Annotated in this window: 29 protein-coding genes and 3 tRNA genes; 28 read left to right on the forward strand and 4 right to left on the reverse strand. The window is 63.9% G+C overall.

Annotated features, from left to right (window positions below; all coding sequences use genetic code 11):
• The first annotated feature begins 2 nt into the window (after positions 1-2).
• The 17 genes from ACFQPB_RS00400 to ACFQPB_RS00480 all read left to right on the forward strand — a co-directional run bounded on the left by ACFQPB_RS00400 (position 3) and on the right by ACFQPB_RS00480 (position 8,511).
• Positions 3-770 (forward strand): uracil-DNA glycosylase, encoded by a 768-nt coding sequence (locus tag ACFQPB_RS00400; protein WP_382218893.1) that lies wholly within the window; start codon positions 3-5, stop codon positions 768-770.
• A 15-nt stretch (positions 771-785) separates the two neighbouring features.
• Positions 786-871 (forward strand) — tRNA-Tyr (locus tag ACFQPB_RS00405).
• A 71-nt stretch (positions 872-942) separates the two neighbouring features.
• Positions 943-1,016, forward strand: a tRNA-Gly gene (locus ACFQPB_RS00410).
• 59 nt (positions 1,017-1,075) lie between these two features.
• Positions 1,076-1,150: transfer RNA gene (locus tag ACFQPB_RS00415), tRNA-Thr, on the forward strand.
• Positions 1,151-1,203: 53 nt separating this feature from the next.
• On the forward strand, positions 1,204-2,394 hold the full coding sequence (tuf, locus tag ACFQPB_RS00420) for an elongation factor Tu (protein WP_382218895.1): 1,191 nt from the start codon (positions 1,204-1,206) through the stop codon (positions 2,392-2,394).
• Between the two features lie 11 nt (positions 2,395-2,405).
• Positions 2,406-2,720: a 30S ribosomal protein S10 gene (gene rpsJ, locus ACFQPB_RS00425; RefSeq protein WP_068174613.1), complete on the forward strand. Its 315-nt coding sequence runs from the start codon at positions 2,406-2,408 to the stop codon at positions 2,718-2,720.
• A 261-nt stretch (positions 2,721-2,981) separates the two neighbouring features.
• The gene (rplC, locus tag ACFQPB_RS00430; protein WP_382202682.1) at positions 2,982-3,656 is read left to right on the forward strand and encodes a 50S ribosomal protein L3; all 675 of its coding nucleotides are present in this window, start codon (positions 2,982-2,984) and stop codon (positions 3,654-3,656) included.
• Positions 3,656-4,276, forward strand: coding sequence for a 50S ribosomal protein L4 (rplD, locus tag ACFQPB_RS00435; RefSeq protein ID WP_382202683.1), 621 nt, complete (start codon positions 3,656-3,658; stop codon positions 4,274-4,276). The genes rplC and rplD overlap by 1 nt, the downstream gene beginning before the upstream one ends.
• Entirely contained in the window at positions 4,273-4,587 is a 315-nt protein-coding gene (gene rplW, locus ACFQPB_RS00440; protein ID WP_382202685.1) for a 50S ribosomal protein L23, read from the forward strand. The genes rplD and rplW overlap by 4 nt, the downstream gene beginning before the upstream one ends.
• A 2-nt stretch (positions 4,588-4,589) precedes the next feature.
• A complete protein-coding gene (gene rplB / locus ACFQPB_RS00445) occupies positions 4,590-5,417 on the forward strand; it encodes a 50S ribosomal protein L2 (protein ID WP_382202686.1) in 828 nt (275 codons plus the stop codon).
• 11 nt (positions 5,418-5,428) lie between these two features.
• Entirely contained in the window at positions 5,429-5,704 is a 276-nt protein-coding gene (gene rpsS / locus ACFQPB_RS00450; protein ID WP_382202688.1) for a 30S ribosomal protein S19, read from the forward strand.
• Between the two features lie 9 nt (positions 5,705-5,713).
• A complete protein-coding gene (gene rplV, locus ACFQPB_RS00455; RefSeq protein WP_382202690.1) occupies positions 5,714-6,049 on the forward strand; it encodes a 50S ribosomal protein L22 in 336 nt (111 codons plus the stop codon).
• A gap of 16 nt (positions 6,050-6,065) precedes the next feature.
• Positions 6,066-6,941: a 30S ribosomal protein S3 gene (rpsC, locus tag ACFQPB_RS00460; RefSeq protein ID WP_382202692.1), complete on the forward strand. Its 876-nt coding sequence runs from the start codon at positions 6,066-6,068 to the stop codon at positions 6,939-6,941.
• A gap of 2 nt (positions 6,942-6,943) precedes the next feature.
• Positions 6,944-7,360 carry a 50S ribosomal protein L16 gene (gene rplP, locus ACFQPB_RS00465; RefSeq protein ID WP_342133598.1) on the forward strand — a complete coding sequence of 139 codons (417 nt, stop codon included), beginning with the start codon at positions 6,944-6,946 and terminating at the stop codon, positions 7,358-7,360.
• Positions 7,361-7,374: 14 nt separating this feature from the next.
• Positions 7,375-7,569, forward strand: a complete 195-nt coding sequence (gene rpmC / locus ACFQPB_RS00470) for a 50S ribosomal protein L29 (protein ID WP_382202694.1) — start codon at positions 7,375-7,377, stop codon at positions 7,567-7,569.
• A gap of 9 nt (positions 7,570-7,578) precedes the next feature.
• Positions 7,579-7,848, forward strand: coding sequence for a 30S ribosomal protein S17 (rpsQ, locus tag ACFQPB_RS00475; RefSeq protein ID WP_382202696.1), 270 nt, complete (start codon positions 7,579-7,581; stop codon positions 7,846-7,848).
• A 153-nt stretch (positions 7,849-8,001) separates the two neighbouring features.
• The gene (locus ACFQPB_RS00480) at positions 8,002-8,511 is read left to right on the forward strand and encodes a peroxiredoxin (protein WP_382202698.1); all 510 of its coding nucleotides are present in this window, start codon (positions 8,002-8,004) and stop codon (positions 8,509-8,511) included.
• Positions 8,512-8,565: 54 nt separating this feature from the next.
• Here ACFQPB_RS00480 and ACFQPB_RS00485 read toward each other — a convergent pair whose 3' ends face one another.
• Positions 8,566-8,994 carry a GNAT family N-acetyltransferase gene (locus tag ACFQPB_RS00485; RefSeq protein ID WP_382219484.1) on the reverse strand — a complete coding sequence of 143 codons (429 nt, stop codon included), beginning with the start codon at positions 8,992-8,994 and terminating at the stop codon, positions 8,566-8,568.
• A gap of 105 nt (positions 8,995-9,099) precedes the next feature.
• On the reverse strand, positions 9,100-9,765 hold the full coding sequence (locus ACFQPB_RS00490) for a cytochrome b/b6 domain-containing protein (protein ID WP_382218897.1): 666 nt from the start codon (positions 9,763-9,765) through the stop codon (positions 9,100-9,102).
• Positions 9,766-9,891: 126 nt separating this feature from the next.
• Here ACFQPB_RS00490 and ACFQPB_RS00495 point away from each other — a divergent pair, with 126 nt between their 5' ends.
• Positions 9,892-10,341, forward strand: coding sequence for a c-type cytochrome (locus tag ACFQPB_RS00495; RefSeq protein WP_382218899.1), 450 nt, complete (start codon positions 9,892-9,894; stop codon positions 10,339-10,341).
• Between the two features lie 3 nt (positions 10,342-10,344).
• Here ACFQPB_RS00495 and ACFQPB_RS00500 read toward each other — a convergent pair whose 3' ends face one another.
• On the reverse strand, positions 10,345-10,863 hold the full coding sequence (locus tag ACFQPB_RS00500) for a peroxiredoxin family protein (protein WP_382218901.1): 519 nt from the start codon (positions 10,861-10,863) through the stop codon (positions 10,345-10,347).
• 161 nt (positions 10,864-11,024) lie between these two features.
• Here ACFQPB_RS00500 and ACFQPB_RS00505 point away from each other — a divergent pair, with 161 nt between their 5' ends.
• From ACFQPB_RS00505 to ptsP, 5 genes are read left to right on the forward strand one after another with little or no spacing between them, the layout of a single operon-like run.
• Positions 11,025-11,570 carry a hypothetical protein gene (locus ACFQPB_RS00505; RefSeq protein WP_382218903.1) on the forward strand — a complete coding sequence of 182 codons (546 nt, stop codon included), beginning with the start codon at positions 11,025-11,027 and terminating at the stop codon, positions 11,568-11,570.
• Positions 11,567-12,856, forward strand: coding sequence for an MFS transporter (locus ACFQPB_RS00510; RefSeq protein ID WP_382218905.1), 1,290 nt, complete (start codon positions 11,567-11,569; stop codon positions 12,854-12,856). Before ACFQPB_RS00505 ends, ACFQPB_RS00510 begins: the two co-directional genes overlap by 4 nt.
• Before the next feature lie 10 nt (positions 12,857-12,866).
• Positions 12,867-13,313, forward strand: coding sequence for a PTS sugar transporter subunit IIA (locus ACFQPB_RS00515; protein WP_382200765.1), 447 nt, complete (start codon positions 12,867-12,869; stop codon positions 13,311-13,313).
• A complete protein-coding gene (locus ACFQPB_RS00520) occupies positions 13,282-13,551 on the forward strand; it encodes an HPr family phosphocarrier protein (protein ID WP_382218907.1) in 270 nt (89 codons plus the stop codon). Before ACFQPB_RS00515 ends, ACFQPB_RS00520 begins: the two co-directional genes overlap by 32 nt.
• The gene (gene ptsP, locus ACFQPB_RS00525) at positions 13,548-15,317 is read left to right on the forward strand and encodes a phosphoenolpyruvate--protein phosphotransferase (RefSeq protein WP_382218909.1); all 1,770 of its coding nucleotides are present in this window, start codon (positions 13,548-13,550) and stop codon (positions 15,315-15,317) included. The genes ACFQPB_RS00520 and ptsP overlap by 4 nt, the downstream gene beginning before the upstream one ends.
• 9 nt (positions 15,318-15,326) lie before the next feature.
• Here ptsP and ACFQPB_RS00530 read toward each other — a convergent pair whose 3' ends face one another.
• Positions 15,327-16,172: a DMT family transporter gene (locus ACFQPB_RS00530; protein WP_382218911.1), complete on the reverse strand. Its 846-nt coding sequence runs from the start codon at positions 16,170-16,172 to the stop codon at positions 15,327-15,329.
• A gap of 138 nt (positions 16,173-16,310) precedes the next feature.
• On the opposite strand from ACFQPB_RS00530, the gene ACFQPB_RS00535 reads away from it, so the two are divergent.
• The 5 genes from ACFQPB_RS00535 to ACFQPB_RS00555 form a co-directional block, all read left to right on the forward strand.
• Positions 16,311-18,488: a type I secretion system permease/ATPase gene (locus tag ACFQPB_RS00535; protein WP_382218913.1), complete on the forward strand. Its 2,178-nt coding sequence runs from the start codon at positions 16,311-16,313 to the stop codon at positions 18,486-18,488.
• Between the two features lie 2 nt (positions 18,489-18,490).
• A complete protein-coding gene (locus tag ACFQPB_RS00540) occupies positions 18,491-19,909 on the forward strand; it encodes an HlyD family type I secretion periplasmic adaptor subunit (protein ID WP_382218914.1) in 1,419 nt (472 codons plus the stop codon).
• A gap of 32 nt (positions 19,910-19,941) precedes the next feature.
• The gene (locus ACFQPB_RS00545) at positions 19,942-20,601 is read left to right on the forward strand and encodes a LuxR C-terminal-related transcriptional regulator (protein WP_382218916.1); all 660 of its coding nucleotides are present in this window, start codon (positions 19,942-19,944) and stop codon (positions 20,599-20,601) included.
• A gap of 12 nt (positions 20,602-20,613) precedes the next feature.
• The gene (locus tag ACFQPB_RS00550; RefSeq protein WP_382218917.1) at positions 20,614-20,964 is read left to right on the forward strand and encodes a hypothetical protein; all 351 of its coding nucleotides are present in this window, start codon (positions 20,614-20,616) and stop codon (positions 20,962-20,964) included.
• A 147-nt stretch (positions 20,965-21,111) separates the two neighbouring features.
• Positions 21,112-22,842, forward strand: a 1,731-nt coding sequence (locus ACFQPB_RS00555) for a retention module-containing protein (RefSeq protein ID WP_382218919.1), incomplete at its 3' end; no start/stop codon positions are given.

Raw genomic sequence — 22,842 nt, forward strand, 5'->3', positions numbered from 1 at the left:
GCGTGGGGCAATCCGAGCTGTTTGAGCAGCCCGCTGTGGCGCTCGACCGCTTGTTGGCCTGGGCGCCAGAGGCGTGGGCGTTGGCGCCCGACTGGCGCCCGGTCACCGAGGTGTTTTTTGCCAACGCCGCCGGACAGGCGTTGGGGCGGTACCTGACGGCTCGGCTGGACGCGGGCGCCGTCATCTATCCGCCTCAGCCGTTGAGGGCGCTGGCGCTCACTTCGCTGGACGACACCAAGGTGGTCATCCTCGGTCAAGATCCCTACCACGGTCCGGGGCAGGCCGAAGGGCTGGCATTCTCGGTGGCTGCCGGTGTTCGCTTGCCGCCCTCGTTGCGCAACATCTACAAGGAAATGGCCCGCGAGGCTGGCCAGCCCTTTGTGCCGCCTGTGCACGGTTCGTTGCTGCATTGGGCGCAGCAGGGCGTGTTGTTGCTCAACACCTGTTTGACGGTGGAGCAGGGCGCAGCCGGCAGCCACGCCGGCCAAGGCTGGGAGGTGCTGACCGACACCCTGATCGACCGGCTCAATGGCCACGAGCGGCGCAAGGTGTTTTTGTTGTGGGGTGCCCATGCGCAGGCCAAGGCGGCCCGCATCGACGCCACACGCCACCACGTGTTGTGTGCCAACCACCCGTCGCCCCTGTCGGCCTTGCGCCCGCCTGTGCCCTTCATTGGCTGCGGGCATTTCGCCGAAACCAACCGATTTCTGACCGAGGCTGGCGAACGCCCTGTGCAATGGTTGCCCGAAAGCCTAAAAACCGTGGCATAATCTATGGCTTGCCGTGGAGGGGTGGCCGAGTGGTTAAAGGCAGCAGACTGTAAATCTGCCCGCTTATGCGTACGCTGGTTCGAATCCAGCCTCCTCCACCATCAGTATTTCGGTGCGCGATGGCGCTAGAGCGATTTTGGGAAGTGGTGCTTGTGCTGTGTGCGCAAGCTCGGCGGGAGTAGTTCAATGGTAGAACCCCAGCCTTCCAAGCTGATGACGCGGGTTCGATTCCCGTCTCCCGCTCCAGTGTTGTCACGTGTCTGACGCGTTGGTGTGTGCAAATATGCGGTCGATGTGACTGTATTGCCCTTGTGGCTCAGTGGTAGAGCACTCCCTTGGTAAGGGAGAGGTCGCGGGTCCGATTCCCGCCAAGGGCACCAAGAATACCGTTGTAAGTTTTGTATTTCGGCATTTTTTGAACCGGAGCTGAAAAATGGCAAAAGAGAAATTCGAGCGGACCAAGCCGCACGTGAACGTTGGCACCATTGGTCACGTTGACCACGGCAAGACCACCCTGACCGCCGCCATCACCACCGTGCTGGCAGCCAAGTTCGGTGGCGCGGCCAAGGCCTACGACCAGATCGACGCGGCTCCGGAAGAAAAGGCCCGTGGCATCACCATCAACACCGCCCACGTTGAGTACGAAACGGCCAACCGCCACTACGCTCACGTGGACTGCCCCGGCCACGCCGACTACGTCAAGAACATGATCACCGGTGCCGCCCAGATGGACGGCGCCATTCTGGTGTGCTCGGCCGCTGACGGCCCGATGCCCCAGACCCGCGAACACATCCTGCTGGCCCGCCAGGTGGGCGTGCCTTACATCATCGTGTTCCTGAACAAGTGCGACATGGTGGACGACGCCGAGCTGCTGGAGCTGGTCGAAATGGAAGTGCGCGAGCTGCTCTCCAAGTACGACTTCCCTGGCGACGACACCCCCATCGTGCAAGGTTCGGCCAAACTGGCGCTGGAAGGCGACAAGGGCCCCCTGGGCGAAGAAGCCATCATGAAGCTGGCCGACGCGCTGGACACCTACATCCCCACGCCTGAGCGCGCTGTGGACGGTGCCTTCCTGATGCCTGTGGAGGACGTGTTCTCCATCTCGGGTCGCGGCACCGTGGTGACCGGCCGTATCGAGCGTGGCGTGGTCAAGGTCGGCGAAGAAATCGAAATCGTCGGTATCGCCGACACCCAGAAGACCACCTGCACCGGCGTGGAAATGTTCCGCAAGCTGCTGGACCAGGGTCAGGCTGGCGACAACGTCGGCATCCTGCTGCGCGGCACCAAGCGCGAAGACGTGCAGCGCGGTCAAGTGCTGTGCAAGCCCGGCTCCATCAAGCCGCACACCCACTTCACCGGTGAGGTGTACGTGCTGTCCAAGGACGAAGGTGGCCGTCACACCCCGTTCTTCAACAACTACCGTCCGCAGTTCTATTTCCGCACCACCGACGTGACCGGCTCCATCGAGCTGCCCGAAGGCAAGGAAATGGTGATGCCTGGCGACAACGTGTCGATCACCGTCAAGCTGATCGCCCCGATCGCCATGGAAGAAGGTCTGCGCTTCGCCATCCGCGAAGGCGGCCGCACCGTGGGCGCCGGCGTGGTGGCCAAGATCATTGCCTAAGGAGAGTCCGCATGTCTTCCAAGCAAAAGATCCGCATCCGCCTCAAGGCTTTCGATTACAAGCTGATCGACACCTCGGCCGCTGAAATCGTGGACACCGCCAAGCGCACCGGCGCCATCGTCAAGGGCCCCGTGCCCCTGCCGACGCGCATGAAGCGTTTCGACATCCTGCGTTCGCCGCACGTCAACAAGACGTCGCGCGACCAGCTGGAAATCCGCACTCACCAGCGCCTGATGGACATTGTCGACCCGACCGACAAGACCGTTGACGCACTGATGAAGCTGGACCTGCCGGCTGGCGTGGACGTCGAGATCAAGCTGCAGTGATGTGGCTTTGCAAGCTCTGCTGAAACGCAGGGCTTGCAGAAATCCAGTTCGCGGGCTATACTCGCGGGCTTTCCCGGGGTTTACCCTGGGGAGTGTGATTTGGATGTGCACCAACGGCCGCGTCAAAACGTGCGGTTGGTAGCGTCATAAACCGTGCTTGGTGTCTTAGGGCGCCAAACACACCATCAGCCCCGGCAGTCATGAGATGGCCGGGTCTTGAACATCAGCCCCGGCCAATTGAAGTCGGGAACGGAGAAAACGATGAGTCTTAGCAACTCCCTCGGGTTGTTGGGTCGCAAGGTGGGCATGATGCGCCTGTTCAACGAGGATGGGGACGCTGTTCCTGTCACCGTGCTGGACGTGTCAAACAACCGCGTGGCACAAGTCAAAACCCAAGCCAACGACGGCTACGATGCGCTGCAGGTCACCTTTGGTGCCCGCCGCGCTTCGCGCGTGACCAAGCCTGCGGCTGGTCACCTGGCCAAAGCCGGTGTCGAAGCCGGTGAAATCCTCAAAGAATTCCGTGTCGCTGCCGACGTGGCTGCCCAGTACCCCGCGGGTGCTGTGGTGCCTGCAACGGCTGTGTTTGCCGTGGGCCAAAAGGTCGATGTGCAAGGCACCTCGATCGGTAAAGGCTTTGCCGGCACCATCAAGCGTCACAACTTCAGCTCGCAGCGCGCGTCGCACGGCAACAGCCGTTCGCACAACGTGCCTGGCTCCATCTCCATGGCGCAAGACCCCGGTCGCGTGTTCCCTGGCAAGAAGATGACCGGCCATATGGGCGATGAGACCGTGACCGTGCAAAACCTGGACGTGGTTCGCATCGACGAAGCCCGCCAGTTGCTGCTGGTCCGTGGCGCTGTCCCCGGCTCCGACGGCGGTTTTGTGACCGTCCGCCCGGCCATCAAGGCCAAAACCAACAAGGGAGCGAACTGATGCAAGTCGAACTCCTGAACGAACAAGGCCAGGCCGCGTCCAAAGTGGACGTGCCCGAGACCGTGTTTGGTCGTGACTACAACGAGTCGCTGATCCACCAGCTGGTGGTGCAGTACCAGGCCAACGCGCGCCAGGGTACCCGTGCCCAGAAGGACCGCGAGCAGGTCAAGCACTCGACCAAGAAGCCGTTCAAGCAAAAGGGCACGGGCCGCGCTCGCGCCGGTATGACGTCCTCGCCGCTGTGGCGCGGGGGTGGTCGCACCTTCCCGAACAGCCCCGACGAAAACTTCACCCAGAAGCTCAACAAGAAGATGTACCGCGCCGGCATGGCGTCCATCTTCTCGCAGCTGGTGCGTGAAGGCCGTCTGGCCGTGGTCGATTCCATCAAGCTGGACTCGCCCAAGACCAAGCCCCTGGCTGCCAAGTTCAAGGCCATGAACCTGCAATCGGTTCTGGTCATCGCCGACGAAGTCGATGAGAACCTGTACCTGGCTTCGCGCAACCTGCCCAACGTGCTGGTTGTCGAGCCGCGTTACGCCGATCCGGTGTCGCTGGTTCACTACAAGAAAGTGATCGTGACCAAGGCCGCCATCGACAAGCTCAAGGAGATGTTCGCATGAGCACGACCTCTTTTGATGAAGGGCGCCTGATGCAGGTGCTGGTGGCACCGATCGTGTCCGAAAAAGCGACCCTGGCCGCCGAGAAATCGAACGCCATCCTGTTCAAGGTGCTGCGCGATGCGACCAAGCCCGAGATCAAGGCCGCTGTGGAAATGATGTTCAAGGTCAAGGTCGACGCCGTTGCCGTTCTGAACCAGAAGGGCAAAACCAAGCGTTTCGGCAAGACCGTGGGTCGCCGCGACCACGTGCGCAAGGCCTATGTGACCTTGGCCGCTGGTCAGGAACTCAACTTTGGTGGGGAGGGCGTCTGATCATGGCCGTCGTCAAACTCAAGCCGACATCGCCCGGTCGCCGTGGCGTCGTCAAAGTCACGCGTGATCACCTGCACAAGGGTGACGGTTACGCGCCGCTGCTGGAACCTCAGTTCCAGAAGGCCGGCCGCAACAACAACGGTCACATCACCGTGCGTCACCGTGGCGGTGGCAACAAGCACCACTACCGCGTGGTCGATTTCGTGCGCAACAAGGACGGCATTCCGGCCAAGGTTGAGCGCATCGAATACGACCCGAACCGCACGGCCCACATCGCTCTGGTGTGCTACGCCGACGGCGAGCGCCGCTACATCATCGCCCCGCGTGGCGTTGAAGTCGGTGCAACGTTGTTGAGCGGCTCGGAAGCGCCGATTCGCGTGGGCAACACCCTGCCGATCCGCAACATCCCCGTGGGTTCGACCATCCACTGCATCGAGCTGCAAATCGGCAAGGGCGCACAAATCGCCCGCTCCGCTGGCGCCTCGGCTGTGTTGCTGGCCCGCGAAGGCATCTACGCCCAGGTGCGCATGCGCTCGGGTGAAGTGCGCAAGGTCCACGTGGACTGCCGCGCCACCATTGGTGAAGTCTCCAACACCGAGCACAGCCTGCGTCAGCTGGGCAAGGCCGGTGTCAAGCGTCACATGGGCATTCGCCCGACCGTTCGCGGTGTCGCGATGAACCCGATCGACCACCCGCACGGTGGTGGTGAAGGCCGCACCGGTACCGGCATGCCGCCGGTGGATCCGTGGGGCAACCTCACCAAGGGTTACCGCACCCGCAACAACCGCCGCACACAGTCCATGATTGTGTCGCGTCGCAAGAGCAAATAAGGAGTGACGAGATGACCCGTTCTCTCAAGAAAGGTCCCTTTGTTGACCATCACCTGATGGCCAAAGTGGAAAAGGCTGTGTCCACGAAGGACAAGAAGCCCGTCAAAACCTGGTCGCGTCGCTCCATGATCTTGCCCGAGTTCATCGGCCTGACCATTGCCGTTCACAACGGCAAGCAGCACGTGCCGGTGTACATCACGGACCAGATGGTGGGCCACAAACTCGGCGAATTCTCGCTGACGCGCACCTTCAAGGGCCACCCTGGCGACAAAAAAGCCAAGAAGTAAGGATCAACCATGACTACTGAAACCCGCTGTGTCGTCCGCGGCGTGCGCCTGTCGGTGGACAAGGGCCGTCTGGTGGCTGACCTGATTCGTGGCAAGAAGGTCGACCAGGCCCTCAACATCCTGACGTTCACGCAGAAAAAAGCTGCTGGCATCGTCAAGAAGGCCCTGGAATCCGCCATCGCCAACGCCGAACACAATGACGGCGCCGACATCGACGAGCTGAAGGTCACGACCATCCACGTCGAACAAGGCACCACGCTCAAGCGTTTCTCGGCCCGCGCCAAAGGCCGTGGCAACCGCATCAGCAAACCCACCTGTCACATCTATGTGACGGTTGGCAACTGAAGAGGTCACTGGAACTATGGGACAAAAAATCAACCCCACAGGCTTCCGCCTGGCCGTTTCGCGCAACTGGGCAAGCCGCTGGTACGCGAGCAACCGTGACTTCGCCGGCATGCTGGCCGAAGACATCAAGGTGCGCGAGTACCTCAAGGGCAAGCTGAAGAACGCCGCTGTGTCGCGCGTCATCATCGAGCGTCCCGCCAAGAACGCACGCATCACCATTTACTCGGCACGTCCGGGCGTGGTGATCGGCAAGAAAGGCGAAGACATCGAGAAGCTGAAGAAGGACCTGAGCGCCAAGCTGGGCGTGCCGGTCGCGGTCAACATCGAAGAAGTGCGCAAGCCTGAAATCGATGCCAAGCTGATCGCCGACAGCATCACGCAGCAGCTCGAAAAGCGCATCATGTTCCGCCGCGCCATGAAGCGTGCGATGCAGAACGCCATGCGTCTGGGTGCCCAAGGCATCAAGATCATGTCGTCCGGCCGCCTGAACGGCGCCGAAATCGCCCGTTGCGAGTGGTACCGCGAAGGCCGCGTGCCTCTCCATACCCTGCGCGCCGACATCGACTACGGCACGTCCGAAGCAGAAACCACCTACGGCATCATCGGTGTCAAGGTGTGGGTCTACAAGGGCGACACCCTGGGCCGCAACGACGCCCCTTCGCTGGACAGCACCCCGCGTCCTGAAGAAGAGCGCCGCCCGCGTGGTCCGCGCCGTGACGGTGCCCGTCCTGGCTCTGACCGCCCCGGCCGTGGCGCACCGCGTCGCACCGGTGCCCCTGCCGATGGCAGCGACAAACCCGCCGAAGCCGCTGCTGGCGAGGCACGACCCGCCGTTAAGCGCGTTCGCAAAGACGCACCCGCAGGGGCACCTGCGGACGGCAAAGGAGAATAAACATGCTGCAACCTGCACGTCGCAAGTACCGCAAGGAGCAAAAAGGCCGTAACACCGGCGTTGCCACCACTGGCAACTCCGTGGCCTTTGGCGACTTCGGTCTCAAATCCACCGACCGCGGCCGTTTGACCGCGCGCCAGATCGAATCCGCTCGTCGCGCCATTTCGCGTCACGTCAAGCGTGGTGGCCGCATCTGGATCCGCGTGTTCCCGGACAAGCCGATCTCCAACAAGCCTGCCGAAGTCCGTATGGGCAACGGCAAGGGTTCGGTCGAGTACTACGTGGCTGAAATCCAGCCCGGCAAGGTGCTTTACGAAATCGTGGGTGTGCCCGAAGAGCTGGCCCGTGAAGCGTTCAAACTGGCAGCCGCCAAGCTGCCCCTGCGCACCACGTTCGTGACGCGCATGATTGGCCAGTGATCAGGAGAACACAGATGAAAACTGCTGAACTGCGCCAAAAAGACGTTGCCGGCCTGCAAGCCGAGGTGAAGGAGCTGCAAAAGGCCCACTTCAACCTGCGCATGCAAAAAGCCACGCAGCAACTGAGCAACACGAGCACCCTGCGCAGCACCCGCCGCGCCATCGCACGTGCCAAGACCATTCTTGCTGAAAAGCAAGCCGCCAAGTAAGGAGTGACCATGACGGAAGCTAAAACATCCCTCAAGCGCACCTTGATTGGCAAGGTGGTGAGCGACAAGCGCGCCAAGACCGTGACGGTGTTGGTCGAGCGTCGCGTGAAGCACGAGCTGTATGACAAGATCGTCGCCAAGTCGAGCAAGTACCACGCGCACGACGAAAAGGGCGAGTACAAGACGGGCGACGTGATCGAGATCACCGAAAGCCGTCCGCTGTCCAAGACCAAGAACTGGGTCGCCACGCGCCTGGTTCAAAAGGCCGGTCTGGTTTAAGCCCACAGGTTTTCACCTATTGGGCTGCACCCAGCAGCAACTCAAAAAACGACCGACAATCTCGGTCGTTTTTTGTTTTTGGGCCTGCACCAATGCGGCGCCCTGGGACAGAGTCAACCCGGCCACAGGCCATTCACCCCGAGGAGCATTCTCATGATTCAGGTAGGCGACAAACTTCCCGCAGCAACGCTGATGGAGTACGTGGAAGTCGAAGGCAATGGCTGCAGCATCGGCCCCAACCCGGTGGACGTGGCCAAGGCCACCGCTGGCAAAACCATCGCCCTGTTTGCACTGCCCGGCGCCTTTACGCCCACTTGTTCGGCCAAACACGTGCCCGGTTATGTGGAGCAATTCGACGCGTTCAAAGCCGCGGGTGTGGACGAAATCTGGTGCGTGAGCGTGAACGACGCCTTTGTGATGGGTGCCTGGGCGCGCGACCAGAAGACCGGCGACAAGGTTCGCATGCTCGGCGATGGTGACGCGGCGTTTGCCAAGGCCACCGGTCTGACGCTCGACCTGACGGGCAAGGGCCTGGGGTTGCGCAGCAACCGCTATTCGATGCTGGTGAAAGACGGCGTGGTCAAAACCCTCAACATTGAAGGCCCGGGCAAGTTCGAGGTGAGCGACGCCGCGACTTTGTTGGCGCAGGCCAAAGCCGCCTGATTTCGGGTCAGCACAACCTTGCGGCCGCGTGCCCCCTGGGGTCACGCGGCCGTTTCATTTGAGGTCGGCTTTGAGGTAGTGCGCCCCGGCCAGGGGGTTGTGGTAGTAGGGTGCCACCTCCGTGAAGCCCAGCTCCAGGTAGAGCGCGCGGGCGGCTTCCATGTCGTCGAGGGTGTCCAGCAGGATGTGGTCGTACCCGGCCTGGCGCGCGAGCATGAGGGTGCGTTCGGCCAGTTGCCTGCCCAAGCCAAAACCCCGGAACATGCGGCGCACATACAGGCGCTTCATTTCACAGGCATTGGGGTAGTCGCTGCCCAGCAGGGGCCGGAAAGCGCAGCAGCCGGCGGGCTCACCATCCACCTGTGCCACCAACAGCCCACCCAGGGGCTCCGCGTAGTCGCCTGGCAGGCCGGCAAGCTCTTGATCAAAGTTCTGAAAACACAGATCGATGCCCAGGCTTTGCTGGTACTCAAGAAACAGCATGCGCGCAATGACCAGGTCGGACGGCGTCTGCGCGGGCTCGATCTGCGTCTGGGAGGCGGTCGGCTCAGACATGGCACGACTATACGACAGCACAAAGAGGCAGCGTCAGCCCGCGCCCAGACCGTGAACCAGGTAGGCCACAGTGGACGCCAACAGCGCCAGCACCGCGCCGAGCCAACGCTGCGCAGCCCCGTCGCGGGTAGCGGGTGAGGGCAGCGGGGCGGCTTTGTCACCATGCAACATGGGGCCGATCAAGTCTTGTCGTTTGCCAAACTGGTAAACCAGGATGGCCACCACGTGCAGCGCGACCAGGCCAAGCACCAGCCATTGGCCCAATGCCTTGTGGAAGTCGGTCGCCTGGCTCACCGTGCTGCCATCCACAAAACGCACCAAGGGGCCAAAAAAAGCGATCTCGTCGTCGCTCATGAGGCCGGTACCGACCTGAAGTGACAAGGCAGCGAGGAGCGCAAAAACGGACAGCGCACCCAGTGGCGAATGCCCCATCTGGTGCTCGGCAGGGGCCTGGCCACGCAGGTAACGCCAGAGTGCGCGCGGGCCGTAGACAAAGTTGCTGAAACGCGACCAATGGCCGCCGACGAAGCCCCACAACACGCGGAACAGCAGCAAGGCCAGCACCACATGACCCAGGCGGAGGTGCCAGACCATCCAGTTGCCACCGACCTTGGCCGTGACCACCATGCCGATGACGGCGGCTGCAAGAAGCCAGTGAAACGCCCGGGTGGGCAAGTCCCAGACACGAACAGTGTGCATTCCCGTGCTCCTTTGTTGAGGTGCAGACCGCGCTCAGCGGAACCAATAATTGACGGATATGATCATCGCAGAGGTCAAGCTTGTTGACACGTCCTCTGCCACCCTCCCACCGCCTGAAGGAAAACCATGAAACTTGCCGTCACCACCGCGCTGGCCGCCGCCACCTTGGCCGTCTCGCTGCCTGCCGCCGCCCAGTTCCAAAAGCCCGAAGACGCGGTGAAATACCGCCAGAGCGCCTTGTCGCTCATGGGCACCCATTTTTCGCGGCTGGGCGCAATGGCCAATGGCCGTGTGCCGTTTGACGCGAAGGTGGCGCAAGACAACGCCGCGTTGGTGGAGACGTTGAGCAAGTTGCCTTGGGCCGGGTTCACGCCCGACACGGAAAAGCTCCGAACCAAGGCCAAAGCCGACGTCTGGAAAGACGGGGCCAAGTTCAAGCAGGCTCAGGACAACATGATGTCCGAAGTGGCCAAACTCAACACCGTGGCCAAAACCGGCAACCTCGACCAGATCAAGGCCGCCTTTGGCAACGCAGCGGGCTCTTGCAAAGCCTGTCACGACGCCTTCCGGGAGTGAGCATCAAGCCTGCGCCAGCAGTTTTTCAACCAGCTGGTGCAGAGCGTCAAACTCGGGCTCGCCCACATACCGTTTGACGATGTTGCCCTGTTTGTCCACCAGGTAGGTGGTGGGCGTGAGCTTCACGTCCCCCCAGGCCTTCGCCACTTCACCGGTGTTGTCCAGTGCCACTTTGAAGGGCAACTGGCGGGTTTGCGCGAAGTTGTTGACCCATTGTGGCGGGTCGTAGCTCATGGCAACCGCCACGGTCTCGAAGCCACGGTCTTTGAACTTGTTGTGTGTGGCCACCAGGCTGGGCATTTCCTTCACACAGGTCACGCAGGTGGTGGCCCAGAAATTCACCAGCACCACTTTGCCCTTGAAGCTGGCGGTGTCCACCGTGTTGCCATCGAGCAGCACAAAACGCGAGGCCGGCGCTTGCTCCTGCGTTCCGCAACCCGCCATGCCCAACAAGCCCAGCGACATGCCCGCCCACGCGGTGGAGGCAACAAAACGGCGGCGGGATGGCGGGCGACGGTTCATGGTGGAGGCAGGAGCGGGGCGGAGGGACAAACGGAACGCGGGGCAACACACGTGTGGCGCTTACCCGCAGGGAAATGGATGCCGATGGGGCGGGAAAGTTCAGCGCAAGGCTAACATGCCACTTTTTGCCCGCAAAGCGGGCGCCTGCTTCACGGAGTGTCATGCGCGGTTCGAGTTTCTGCCTGGGTTGTCTGACCTTGTGCCTGGTGGCGTGCAGCCCCACGTTCAACTGGCGCGATGTGTCGCTGGCCGGTGCGCCGCTGCGGGCGCAACTGCCCTGCAAGCCCGAGCGCGCCGAACGCCAAGTGCCCCTGACCGCCGCCGGCACAACGCTGCACCTCTTGAGCTGCGAAACCGGGGGACTCACGTTTGCCCTGGCCTGGGCCACGCTGGCGCCGCAGGACAACCCATCGGCGGTCTTGGACAGTTGGCAACTCGCGGGCTGGGCCCGTTTGCGCCAGACGCAGGCCGCCGCCGACACGCCCCCGGCTGGCTGGACGGCCTGGCCGATGCCGCTGGCGGGCGCACAAACCCTGCGGGGCTGGCAAGGACAGGGGCTGGACCACGAAGGCCGCACCGTGTCGGCCCGACAGGTGTACTTCGCTCACGGGGCGGTGGTGTACCAAGCGGCGGTCTACGGCTCCAGCAACGACCCAAGCGTTGTGGCCCCGTTTTTTGAGGCTTTGCGCCTGCCCAGTACGCCATGAGTGCACCATCGACCGCATCGGACAAAGGCAGCTTGCCCATCGCCACGGCGGTGCTGGTGTTCCTGTCGTTTGCGCTGGCTTACTTTTTATCTGCCCTGGTGCGGGCGATCACGGCCACCCTGTCGCCGACGCTGAGCGCCGAATTCGCCCTGCAATCCAGCGACCTGGGCCTGTTGGCCGGGGGGTATTTTTTGGGCTTTGCGCTCACGCAACTGCCCCTGGGCAACTGGTTGGATCGCTTCGGGCCCAAACGCGTCATCCTCGGCTTCCTGTCCTTGGCCGTGCTGGGGGTCATCGCGTTTGCGCTGGCGGGGCAGTTTGCCACCCTGCTGGCGGCGCGGGTGCTCACCGGCATGGGCGTCAGCGCGTGTCTGATGGCGCCCCTGACCGGCTTTCGCCGTTGGCTGACGCCCGCCGCCCAGCTGCGTGCCAATGCGTGGATGCTCATGACTGGGTCGCTGGGCATGCTGGCCTCCACCTTGCCGGTGCAATGGCTGATGCCGGTGGTCGGCTGGCGTGGGCTGTTCTGGGGGTTGGCGGTGCTGATTGCGTTGGCCATGTTGGTGCTGGCCTGGGCCGTGCCCCGCTGGGACACCGCCGAGGCCCATGAGGCGGACGGACACGCGCCCGCGCCGCCGGGGTATGGCGCCATCTGGCGCAACCGGTTTTTCCAGCGCATGACACCGATCGGCTTTTTCTGCTATGGCGGCATGGTGGCGGTCCAGACGCTGTGGGCGGGGCCTTGGATGGTCCGGGTGTCGGGCTTCAGCGCTGCGCAGGCCGCGCAAGGTCTGTTTTGGATCAACGCCTTCATGCTGGTCACATTCTGGGTGTGGGGGTTGGTCAACCCGGCGCTGGTCAGGCGGGGGCTGAGCGCGCCGCGCCTCATGGCCTTGGGCATGCCGCTGAGTTTTGTGGTGCTGCTGGCCAACATCGTGCTGGCCGAAGGCGTGGGCTGGCTGGGCTGGGCGCTGTACTGCGTCAGCTGCACCTTTGTCACGTTGTCGCAGCCGGCCGTCGCGTTGGCTTTTGTGCCTGCGCTGGCCGGGCGGGCGTTGTCGGCTTACAACTTGGTCATCTTCAGCGGTGTGTTTGTGGTGCAGTGGGGCATTGGGCTGTTGGTGGATGCTTTTGCGCAGGCGGGTTGGTCGGTGACGGCGTCCTTCCAGGGCGCTTTTGTGGTGTACCTGGTTTGCTGCGTCTTGTCCTACCTTTACTTCTTGGCGGTCAAGGCAGAAGGGCGTGCGCCCACCCCCGTGCGTCAACCCCTGGGCCAAGCCCGATAAACTGCGTGCCATGAACGGCATCCTCATCATCGCCCACGCGCCGCTGGCTTCGGCATTGCGCAAATGTGTGCTGCATGTGTTTCCCGATGCCGCCGACGCCGTGAGCGCGCTGGACGTCATGCCCAATGTGCCGCCTGAAGAGTCGCTGGCGCAGGCCCGCATGCTGATGGCCCAGCTCGGCACCCCGCAAACCCTGGTGGTGACCGACGTGTTTGGCGCCACCCCCTGCAACGTGGCCAGCAAGCTGGTGGACGGCATACGCTCGCGGCTCATCGCCGGGGCCAACCTGCCCATGCTGCTGCGCACGGTGTCCTACCGCCACGAATCCCTGGAGGCGTTGGTGACGCGAGCCGTGGCCGGTGCCACGCAGGGCGTCATCCAGGTGGCCATCACCGCGCCGCACCACCAAGTCAGACGACAAACCCATGATCAAGACCACCGCGACCATCAGCAATAAGCTCGGCCTGCACGCCCGGGCCTCGGCCAAACTCACCAAGCTGGCCGGCAGTTTTCCCTGTGAGGTCTGGATGTCGCGCGGCGACCGCCGCGTCAACGCCAAAAGCATCATGGGCGTGATGATGCTGGCCGCCGGCATCGGAACGCAGGTCGAAGTCGAAACGTCGGGCGCCCAGGAGCAGGAAGCCATGGACGCAATTCTTGCGTTGATCAACGACAAGTTCGGAGAAGGCGAGTGACGTTTTCTGTCCACGGCCAGGCGGTTTCGCGCGGCATCGCCATCGGGCGGGCGGTGCTGGTGGCGTCCAGCCGGGTGGACGTGGCGCACTACTTCGTCACGGCCGAGCAGGTCGAGCGTGAGATCGAGCGGGTGCGCGCGGCCCGCAATGTGGTGGTGGACGAGATCACCCGCATCCGCGAAGGGCTGATCGAAACCGGCACCAAAGAGGCACACCACGAACTGGTGGCCCTGCTCGAAGTGCACCTCATGCTGCTCATGGACGAGCAGCTCACGGCCGGCGTCAAACACTGGATCGTGGAGCGGCATTACAACGGTGAGTGGGCGCTCACCACGCAACTGGAGGTGATCGGGCGCCAGTTTGACGAAATGGAAGACCCGTACCTGCGTGAGCGCAAGGCCGACCTGGAGCAGGTGGTCGAGCGCATCCTGCGGCAGATGCGGGGCGAGGGCTCACCGGTGGCCGCACCGCCGCCAGCGGCCCGGCGCAGCTCGCAGCAGGAGTTGTTGCTGGACGACACCCTGGACGTTCCGCTGGTGCTGGTGGCGCACGATTTGTCGCCGGCCGACATGCTGCAGTTCAAGCAGAGCGTGTTCGCGGGTTTCATCACCGACGTGGGCGGCAAAACCTCGCACACCGCCATCGTCGCGCGCAGCATGGACATCCCGGCGGTGGTGGGTGCGCGCAGCGCCAGCCAACTCATCCAGCAGGACGACTGGGTCATCATCGACGGCGATGCGGGTGTGGTGGTGGTCGATCCCTCGCCCATCGTGCTGGCCGAGTACGGCTACAAACAGCGCCAGGGTGAGGTCGAACGCGAACGCCTGAGCCGGCTGCGGCACACGCCGGCGGTCACGCTGGACGGTCAGAAGATCGAGCTGCTGGCCAACATCGAACAACCGTCGGACACGGCCACCGCGCTGGCCGCAGGTGCGGTGGGCGTGGGGTTGTTCCGCAGCGAGTTCTTGTTCATGGGCCGCAACGGCCACCTGCCCGACGAAGACGAACAGTACCTGGCCTACAAAGCAGCGGTGGAAGGCATGCACGGCCTGCCCGTCACCATCCGCACCGTGGACGTGGGCGCCGACAAGCCGCTGGACCACATCCGCCGCGCCGACGACCACCTCAACCCCGCCCTGGGCCTGCGCGCCATCCGCTGGAGCCTGTCTGAGCCGGCCATGTTCCTGGCGCAACTGCGTGCCATCCTGCGCGCGGCGGCCCACGGGCAGGTGCACATCCTCATTCCCATGCTGGCGCATGCGCACGAAATCCGGCTCACCCTGGCTTTGGTGCAAAAAGCGCGCGAACAGCTGGATGCACAAGGTGTGGTGTACGGCCCGGTGCAACTGGGCGCCATGATCGAGGTGCCGGCGGCTGCCCTCACCGTGCCCATGTTCCTCAAACACTTCGATTTTTTGTCGGTGGGCACCAACGACCTCATCCAGTACACCCTGGCCATCGACCGGGTGGACGAGGCCGTCGCCCACCTCTATGACCCGCTGCACCCGGCGGTGCTGCAGTTGTTGTCGCGCACCATTGCCGAAGGCCGCGCGCAGGGCAAGCCCGTGAGTGTGTGTGGCGAAATGGCGGGCGACGTGACCATGACGCGGCTGTTGCTCGGCATGGGCTTGCGCAGCTTTTCCATGCACCCGTCGCAGGTGCTGGCCGTCAAGCAGCAGATTTTGCGCAGCGACACGCGCAAGCTTGAAGCCTGGGCGCAGCGCCTGCTGGCCAGCGACGAGCCGTCCGAGCTCCTGAACGAATAAGGGCTGCCCTCAGCCCTTGGCCCGGGTGCCCACGATGGCCGCGCCCACGATCAGCACCGCCGCCGCCAGCACATGCAGACCCGGCGTTTCGCCCCGGGCGGTGAGCAGCAACAGCGTGGACAGCAGTGGCGTGATGAACGACAGCAGCCCGATCTTGCGGGCATCACCGCGCTTGAGGGCTGCGTCCCACAGGAAAAACGCCGCGCCCAGCGGGCCCAGGCCCAGCACCACCAGACGGGCGAGATCGCCTCCTGTCAGCGTCACCGGCGGTTCCAGCCACACATGGCAGGCCAACGACAACAACCCGGACACCAGCGCAAAACTGCCAATGGCCGCCGTGGGAAAAGCCGCCACCCGTTGTGTCAGCAACGAGTAGCTGGCCCAGATGAAGGCCGAGCCCAGCGCCAGCACGTAGCCCCACTGCAGACCACCGCCCTGCAGCGCATCCACCTTGCCGCCCACGATGGCCAGCGCCGCGCCGGCAAAACCCACCAGCGCCGCCACCACGTGCACCACCCGCAGGCCCACGCCGGGCAAAAACACCGGCGCCAGCACCACCATGCCCAGCGGCCAGAGGTAGTTGACCAGGTTGGCCTCCACCGGCGGCGCGTGGCGCAGCGCCAGGAACAGCAGAAAGTGGAAGCCGAACAGGCCATAGACGCCCAGGGCCAAGGTGGGCAAGGGCACCCGCCATTGACGCCAGTCAAAGCGCGACAGCGGCAAGGCGATGACACTGCCCACCAACAAGGCGAGGCCGGTCAAGAGAAAGGGGGGGAGGTGGGTCAGCGAGGCACCCAAAGCGGCCAACGTGCCCCACAAAACGATGGCCCCCAGGGCCAGCAGGTATGCGTGCATGGGGCGGGAGCTTAACCGGTCGCTTTGCAAATTCTTGTTACACTGAATTTCACATGTCGTGCCGCCGGTGCGTGTGTCAAAATTGTCACTTTATGTTCGTGCCTGCTCAATGATGGGGTGGGCATCAGGCTCGCACGCATGAAGCTTCCGGAAAATTCGATGTTGTCTGACGATCCGATCCTGGAAACCGCCGCCGAGGCGCCCAGGGATGACGCCTTGCTCGCCTGCCTGCTGCTGGTGGCCCGCACCCATGGCGAGTCGCTCACGGCCGACGGGGCGGTGGCCGGGCTGCCGCTGGAAGGTGGCAGGCTGACCCCCTCGCTGTTCGAGCGGGCTGCGGCCCGTGCCGGCCTGAGCAGCCGGGTGGTGGCGCGGCCGTTGCGTGATTTGCAGCCGGCCCTCTTGCCGGCCGTCGTTTTGCTGCAGGACGAACGCGCCTGTGTGGTGCTGGCCTGGTCCGACGACCGAACGCACCTCAAAGTCGCCTACCCCGAACTGGCCGACGCGCCGGTGGACGTGCCGCTGGACGATTTGCAGGCGCAGTACATGGGCGTCACCATTTACGCCCGACCCAAGCTGCGCTTCGATGCGCGCACGCCCGTGGTGCGGGAGGGGCGCAGCGGCCACTGGTTCTGGGGCGTGATCGCCGAAAACCGCGCGCTCTACCGCGACGTGCTGCTGGCCGCGTTTCTGGCCAACACCTTTGCGCTGGCCATGCCGCTGTTCACCATGAACGTGTACGACCGCGTGGTGCCCAACAACGCCATCGACACCCTGTGGGTGTTGTCCATTGGCCTGGTGCTGGTGTTGATCGGTGATCTGGTGCTGCGCATCATGCGCAGCAAATTCGTGGACTTGGCCAGCAGCCGGGCCGATGTGAAGCTGTCGGCCTTCATCATGGAGCGGGTGCTGGGCACCCGCATGGAGCAGCGCCCTGCCTCGGCAGGCTCGTTTGCCTCCAACCTGCGCGCTTTCGAATCGGTGCGCGACTTCATCGGCTCGGCCACGGTGGTGGCTTTCATCGACCTGCCGTTTGCGCTGATCTTTTTTGTGGTCATCGGCTGGATCGCCTGGCCCATGCTCATCCCGCTGGTGCTGGGCGCGCTGGTGATGCTGTTGTACGCCCTGGCGGTGCAGGGCCGCATGCACGAGCTGGCCGAAACCACCTACCGCGCGGGCGCCCAGCGCAACGCCACGTTGATCGAGGGTCTGGTGGGTTTTGAGACCGTCAAGGCCCTGGCGGCCGAAGCGCCCATCCAGCGCAAATGGGAAAAAAGCGCTGCGTTGCTGGCCCGTGTGGGCGCGCAGTTGCGCCTGCTCTCCAGCAGCGCCAGCTACAGCTCGGCCTTTGTGCAGCAGGCCATCAACCTGGCCATCGTGGTGTTGGGTGTCTACCTGATCAGCGAGCGCGCCCTCACCATGGGCGGTCTGATCGCATGCACCATGCTGGCGTCGCGCGCCATGCAGCCGGTGGGTCAGGTGGCGGGCCTGCTGGTGCAATACCACACGGCCGCCACGGCGCTCACCTCGCTCAACGAGATGATGAAGAAGGACGTGGAGCGACCCGAAGGCAGCACCTTCATCAGCCGGGGCAGCCTCAAAGGGGCGATCGAGTTCCGCGACGTCGCCTTCACCTACCCCAACCAAACCGCACCCTCGCTGCGTGGCATCAACCTGCGCATCAAGCCGGGTGAAAAAGTGGCCATCCTGGGGCGCATCGGTTCGGGCAAAACCACGCTGGAAAAGTTGATCCTGGGCCTGTATCAGCCCAGCAGCGGCGCCGTGCTGGTGGACGGCATCGACCTGCGCCAGCTCGACCCGGCCGAGCTGCGCCGCCAGATCGGCTACGTGCAGCAAGACGTCATGCTGTTTTATGGCAGCCTGCGCGACAACCTCACCATGGGGGCGCCTCTGGCCGATGACGCGGCGGTGGTGAAAGCCGCCGAAATCGCCGGCCTGCTGGGCTTGGTGAACGCCCACCCGCAAGGGTTTGACATGGTGGTGGGCGAGCGCGGCGAGTCGCTCTCTGGCGGGCAGCGCCAGAGCGTGGCCATTGCGCGCGCCGTGATCAACGACCCACCCATTTTGCTGCTGGACGAGCCCACCGCATCGATGGACCATTCCAGCGAAGAAGAGCTGAAAAAGCGCCTGCGCGAGTTTGCGGCATCCAAAACCGTGTTGTTGGTCAGCCACCGCACGTCCCTGCTCGATCTGGTCGACCGCATCATCGTGATGGACGGTGGGCGCATCGTGGCCGATGGACCGAAAGAGCAGGTCATCACGGCGCTCCGGCAAGGCCGCATCGGAAAGGCTTGAGCATGTCTGAAATGGGCGAAAAAGGCTTTGAACGCCTGGGCAAACTGGGCGCCGCTGGTGGCAAGGTGGGCAACCCGGTGTTTGGTGGCGTCATCAAGCGGCTGGCACCACGCAACGACAACGTCGAGGTGCGCGACTGGGCCGGCGATGCCGACTGGGCGCAGCTGCAACAAGAGCCGCTGCGGGCGCGCCTGCTGCTGCGGGTGGCGGCCACGGTGCTGGTGTTGCTGATCGTCTGGGCGGCATTCGCCCAGGTGGACGAGGTCACCCGGGGCGAGGCCAAGGTGGTGCCCACCAGCCAGGTGCAAATCCTGCAAAGTGTGGACGGCGGTGTGGTGGAAAGCCTCAATGTGCGCGAAGGCGATTTGGTGGACGTGGGGCAGGTGCTGCTGCGCGTGGATTCCACGCGTTTCGAGTCCAGCGCCAGGGAGAGCCAGTCCACCCGCCAGTCCTTGCAGGCCAAGGCCCTGCGTCTGGAAGCGCTGACACGCAACACCAGCTTCAACCCGCCGGCCGACCTGGTCAAACAGGTGCCCGACATCGTGGCCCAGGAGCGCATGCTGTTCGAGTCCAGCCGCTCCGAAATGGCGGCCCAGTTGTCCATCGCACAAAACCAGCTGACACAGCGCCAGAACGAGTTGCGTGAGGTGCAGGCGCGGCGCGAGCAGGCCGATCGGGGGCTGGAGTTGACGCAGAAGGAACTCAACGCCACCAAGCCCATGGTGGCCACGGGGGCGGTGTCCGAGGTGGAAATCCTGCGCCTGGAGCGCGAAACCGCCCGCCTGCGTGGCGACCGCGACCAGGCCGCTGCGCAAATCTCGCGTGTGCAGGCGGCCATCCAAGAGGCGCAGCGCCGCATAGAAGAGGTGCAGCTCACCCGGCGCAACCAGTTCAGCGCCGAGTTGTCCGAGACCATGAGCCGCCTGTCGGCGCTGCGCGAAGGCGGGGCCGCGCTGGACGACAAGGTCAAGTACGCCGAGATCAAGTCGCCCGTGCGCGGCACCGTCAAGCGGCTGCTGGTCAACACCGTGGGCGGCGTGCTGCAGCCCGGCAAAGAGGTGGTCGAGATCGTGCCGCTGGACGACGCGCTCATTCTGGAAGCGCTGATCGCTCCGAAGGACATCGCTTTTCTGCGTCCCGGCCAGATGGCCATGGTCAAGTTCACGGCCTACGACTTCGCGATTTACGGCGGCCTGGAGGCCGACGTGGTCAGCATCGGCGCCGACTCGGTGGTCAACGACAAGGGCGAGGCGCACTACGTCGTTCGCGTCAAGACGCGCAAGCCCAGCCTGGGCGAGAACCTGCCCATCATCCCGGGCATGGTGGCGCAGGTGGACGTCATGACCGGCAAAAAAACCATCCTCTCCTACCTGTTCAAGCCGGTGTTGCGCGCCAAGGCCAACGCCCTGTCGGAGCGCTGAGCCAGACCGCGCCCCACCATGGAAAACCGCACATGAGCACATCGCACTTTTTGTCGAACGCCCAAACCCAGCCGCCGGTGCTCCCGACGGACCGATGGCAACAGGCTTTTCCGCTGGGCCAGTGGGGCGACTGGAGCAAGATCAGCCAATACAGCCAGGCGGGTGACGTGGTGTGGATCAGCACCGCCTACCCGTTGTGGCTCGACGTCATTGCCCAACTGCTGCAGGCCGAACCCAAGCGCCTGGTGGTCGCCCTGAGCGCCGCACCCGACCAGACCGAAGGCCTGCGCGCCATCAACGCCGGTGCCCGCGGCTACTGCCACCTCTACGCCGTGCCCGAGCTGCTGCAAGAGGTGGCACGCGTGGTGCAGCAGGGCGGCCTGTGGGTGGGGCCCGAGCTGGTTGATCGCATCGTCGCAGCCACCCGCGACCTGCTGGCCCGCTCATCGGCGGCCGATCAGATCCCCGCGCCCGACCTCTCCGCCTTGTCCGCGCGCGAAGCCGAGGTGGCGCACGCCGTGGCGGCGGGCAAATCCAACCGCGAAGTGGCCGAACAACTGTTCATTTCCGAGCGCACCGTCAAGGCCCACCTGGGCGCGGTGTTTGAAAAACTCGGTGTGCGCGACCGCCTGCAACTCGCCCTGCGCTTGTCTGGCCGGGCGGCCACCCGCGCAGCCCCCAAACCGCTTTGAGGCCGCTTTGTCATGATGCACATCCAGCGCGACGCCCGAGGCGACATCATTGGCCTGCTCCAGCGACCGCTGACTGAACCCGAAGCCGCCAGCGGCCAATGGCTGCCCGCCGACCCCGCCGACCCCGCCGTGGCCATCTTCGCCCGCCGCCTGGCCGAGGCCGCCGATCACAACCCCCTGGCGCTGACCGACGCCGAACTCGCCCGGGTCACCGAAGACCTCATCGACGTCCTCATCGACCGCGCTGTCATCCAGTTCACCGACCTGCCCGTGGCCGCACAAAACAAGCTGCTGCAGCGCCGCCAAACCCGCGCCCGCCTGGCCAACCGCCTCGACCTGCTCGGCAGCGACGACATCATCTGAGCCCCAGCCCGCCCGCCGGCCGCCCAGCGCCGGGCGGTGCGCGGTAAAAAGGTCAGAAAAAATTGAAATTTGTACCTTGGTCCAATAGTTAACAAGGGTTAACAAGGCGTAACCTCTCTTCACTGTTTCCAACATTGGAGAGATTTCATGGCACAAGTAGTTTCCATTCGCGGCACCGCCTTCGTGGTGGGCCTGGACGGCCAGACCCGCCCCCTGAAAGTGGGCGACAAGATCCAAAAAGGCGAAACCATCGTCACCAGCGCAGGTGGCGGCGTGGAACTGGCCATGGACGACGGCCGCCCCCTGAGCCTGGGCGCCCAACAAACCGTCAAGATCGACGAATCCGTCACCGCCACCGCCCGACCCACCCCCGCTGAAGGCAGCGTCAGCGGCGGCACCATCGACACCGTGATCCAGGCCCTGGACCGCGGCGATGACCTCACCGAAGAACTCGAAGCCACCGCAGCCGGCCCAGGCGCCGGCGGTGCAGGTGGCGAAGGCAGCGGCTTTGTGCGCCTGCTGCGCATCAGCGAAGGCGTGGACCCGCTGGCGTTTGACTTCGAAACGGGCTTGAACGACATTCCGCCTGGCTTGGAGCCGGCTGCCGAAGTGGTTGCTGCTGTGGAGCCTCCACCCGTGGCGCCCCCGCCCCCGATTGCACCGCCTCCCCCTGTGGCGCCTCCGCCGCCAGTGGCACCGCCGCCTCCAGTGGCGCCCCCGCCACCCGTGGCCCCTCCACCTCCGGTTGCCCCGCCTCCGCCTCCCGTTGAGCCGCCACCGCCCGTGACACCGCCTGCCGTCGAGGCGCCTTTGGCGGTAGTTTTGGAGGAAGAATCTGTGCGCTCGGGTGAGGCTGGCTTCATTGGTAACAATGAAGATGAAGTGCCTGTGCCTTTGAGCAACTCCACTTCAGGCAATCTCTTATCTTCCGTCGGCGGATCGCTCACTGGCATTCAGCTCGATGGCTTCGGCACAGTGCCCATTCCTCCGGGCGGCATCACTTTCTACTTCGACGCGAACCGCAACCCCATCCCTGTTGGGCCGGGCGGCGAACAAGGTACGCCTAAGAACGCTGCAGTGGTCGTATTTATCAGCCCCACCGGCGAATACATCATCACGGTGATTGACAACGTCAACAACACAGTTCCGGGTACGCAAGAAGAGGCTGACGCGCTCAACGGCAATCTTGTTCTTGTTGGCACGGCTGGCAATGGTGCGGCGCTGACTGCGCCGGTCACCATCACGATCCAGGACGACGTGCCCGAAGTGCAGCAGGTTGAAGGGCAGAACAAGGTTTTGAAAGCTGATCTGGAAGAGGAGTCCGTGGTCAAGGCCGACAAGGTCATTGGTAACAACGAGACCAACGACAACTTGGGTGCTTCTACGACAACGGGCAGCCCTGGGGTGCTGCAGAGCATGAAGGGTGTCGTGAACTGGGGCGCTGACGACTTTGGCAGCGTGACCGGTGTGAAGGTGGGCGAGGCAGCGGTCAGCCCTGTCAGTGCTGGCGGCTCGGTGACGATTTATTTCGATGCCAACGGTAACGTGACAACGGTCCCTGCCAACTATGCGGCCAACTTGGTGGTGTTTGCCAATGGCAACTACGAGCTCAACGTCACGGCGGCGATGAAGCATGGTGCCAACGATGGTGGCGTGGCCTCTCAGGAAAACTGGCTGAACCTGCCGACCATCACGTTTACGGGCGTGGATGGTGATGGTGACGAAGTGAGCGTGGGCTTGGCTGCGCGCATCCAGGACGACGTGCCCGAAGTGCAGCAGGTTGAAGGGCAGAACAAGGTTTTGAAAGCTGATCTGGAAGAGGAGTCCGTGGTCAAGGCCGACAAGGTCATTGGTAACAACGAGACCAACGACAACTTG

The sequence above is a fragment of the Hydrogenophaga atypica genome (genome assembly GCF_042665215.1).
Taxonomy (GTDB): domain Bacteria; phylum Pseudomonadota; class Gammaproteobacteria; order Burkholderiales; family Burkholderiaceae_C; genus Hydrogenophaga; species Hydrogenophaga defluvii_A.

What these genes read in the sequence shown, in the direction of transcription:
- tuf (WP_382218895.1), top strand. Translation starts at nt 1,204, where the DNA reads ATGGCAAAAGAGAAATTCGAGCGGACCAAGCCGCACGTGAACGTTGGC.
- rpsJ (WP_068174613.1), top strand. Translation starts at nt 2,406, where the DNA reads ATGTCTTCCAAGCAAAAGATCCGCATCCGCCTCAAGGCTTTCGATTAC.
- rplC (WP_382202682.1), top strand. Translation starts at nt 2,982, where the DNA reads ATGAGTCTTAGCAACTCCCTCGGGTTGTTGGGTCGCAAGGTGGGCATG.
- rplD (WP_382202683.1), top strand. Translation starts at nt 3,656, where the DNA reads ATGCAAGTCGAACTCCTGAACGAACAAGGCCAGGCCGCGTCCAAAGTG.
- rplW (WP_382202685.1), top strand. Translation starts at nt 4,273, where the DNA reads ATGAGCACGACCTCTTTTGATGAAGGGCGCCTGATGCAGGTGCTGGTG.
- rplB (WP_382202686.1), top strand. Translation starts at nt 4,590, where the DNA reads ATGGCCGTCGTCAAACTCAAGCCGACATCGCCCGGTCGCCGTGGCGTC.
- rpsS (WP_382202688.1), top strand. Translation starts at nt 5,429, where the DNA reads ATGACCCGTTCTCTCAAGAAAGGTCCCTTTGTTGACCATCACCTGATG.
- rplV (WP_382202690.1), top strand. Translation starts at nt 5,714, where the DNA reads ATGACTACTGAAACCCGCTGTGTCGTCCGCGGCGTGCGCCTGTCGGTG.
- rpsC (WP_382202692.1), top strand. Translation starts at nt 6,066, where the DNA reads ATGGGACAAAAAATCAACCCCACAGGCTTCCGCCTGGCCGTTTCGCGC.
- rplP (WP_342133598.1), top strand. Translation starts at nt 6,944, where the DNA reads ATGCTGCAACCTGCACGTCGCAAGTACCGCAAGGAGCAAAAAGGCCGT.
- rpmC (WP_382202694.1), top strand. Translation starts at nt 7,375, where the DNA reads ATGAAAACTGCTGAACTGCGCCAAAAAGACGTTGCCGGCCTGCAAGCC.
- rpsQ (WP_382202696.1), top strand. Translation starts at nt 7,579, where the DNA reads ATGACGGAAGCTAAAACATCCCTCAAGCGCACCTTGATTGGCAAGGTG.
- ACFQPB_RS00480 (WP_382202698.1), top strand. Translation starts at nt 8,002, where the DNA reads ATGATTCAGGTAGGCGACAAACTTCCCGCAGCAACGCTGATGGAGTAC.
- ACFQPB_RS00485 (WP_382219484.1), bottom strand. Translation starts at nt 8,994, where the DNA reads ATGCTGTTTCTTGAGTACCAGCAAAGCCTGGGCATCGATCTGTGTTTT.
- ACFQPB_RS00490 (WP_382218897.1), bottom strand. Translation starts at nt 9,765, where the DNA reads ATGCACACTGTTCGTGTCTGGGACTTGCCCACCCGGGCGTTTCACTGG.
- ACFQPB_RS00495 (WP_382218899.1), top strand. Translation starts at nt 9,892, where the DNA reads ATGAAACTTGCCGTCACCACCGCGCTGGCCGCCGCCACCTTGGCCGTC.
- ACFQPB_RS00500 (WP_382218901.1), bottom strand. Translation starts at nt 10,863, where the DNA reads ATGAACCGTCGCCCGCCATCCCGCCGCCGTTTTGTTGCCTCCACCGCG.
- ACFQPB_RS00505 (WP_382218903.1), top strand. Translation starts at nt 11,025, where the DNA reads ATGCGCGGTTCGAGTTTCTGCCTGGGTTGTCTGACCTTGTGCCTGGTG.
- ACFQPB_RS00510 (WP_382218905.1), top strand. Translation starts at nt 11,567, where the DNA reads ATGAGTGCACCATCGACCGCATCGGACAAAGGCAGCTTGCCCATCGCC.
- ACFQPB_RS00515 (WP_382200765.1), top strand. Translation starts at nt 12,867, where the DNA reads ATGAACGGCATCCTCATCATCGCCCACGCGCCGCTGGCTTCGGCATTG.
- ACFQPB_RS00520 (WP_382218907.1), top strand. Translation starts at nt 13,282, where the DNA reads ATGATCAAGACCACCGCGACCATCAGCAATAAGCTCGGCCTGCACGCC.
- ACFQPB_RS00530 (WP_382218911.1), bottom strand. Translation starts at nt 16,172, where the DNA reads ATGCACGCATACCTGCTGGCCCTGGGGGCCATCGTTTTGTGGGGCACG.
- ACFQPB_RS00535 (WP_382218913.1), top strand. Translation starts at nt 16,311, where the DNA reads ATGAAGCTTCCGGAAAATTCGATGTTGTCTGACGATCCGATCCTGGAA.
- ACFQPB_RS00540 (WP_382218914.1), top strand. Translation starts at nt 18,491, where the DNA reads ATGTCTGAAATGGGCGAAAAAGGCTTTGAACGCCTGGGCAAACTGGGC.
- ACFQPB_RS00545 (WP_382218916.1), top strand. Translation starts at nt 19,942, where the DNA reads ATGAGCACATCGCACTTTTTGTCGAACGCCCAAACCCAGCCGCCGGTG.
- ACFQPB_RS00550 (WP_382218917.1), top strand. Translation starts at nt 20,614, where the DNA reads ATGATGCACATCCAGCGCGACGCCCGAGGCGACATCATTGGCCTGCTC.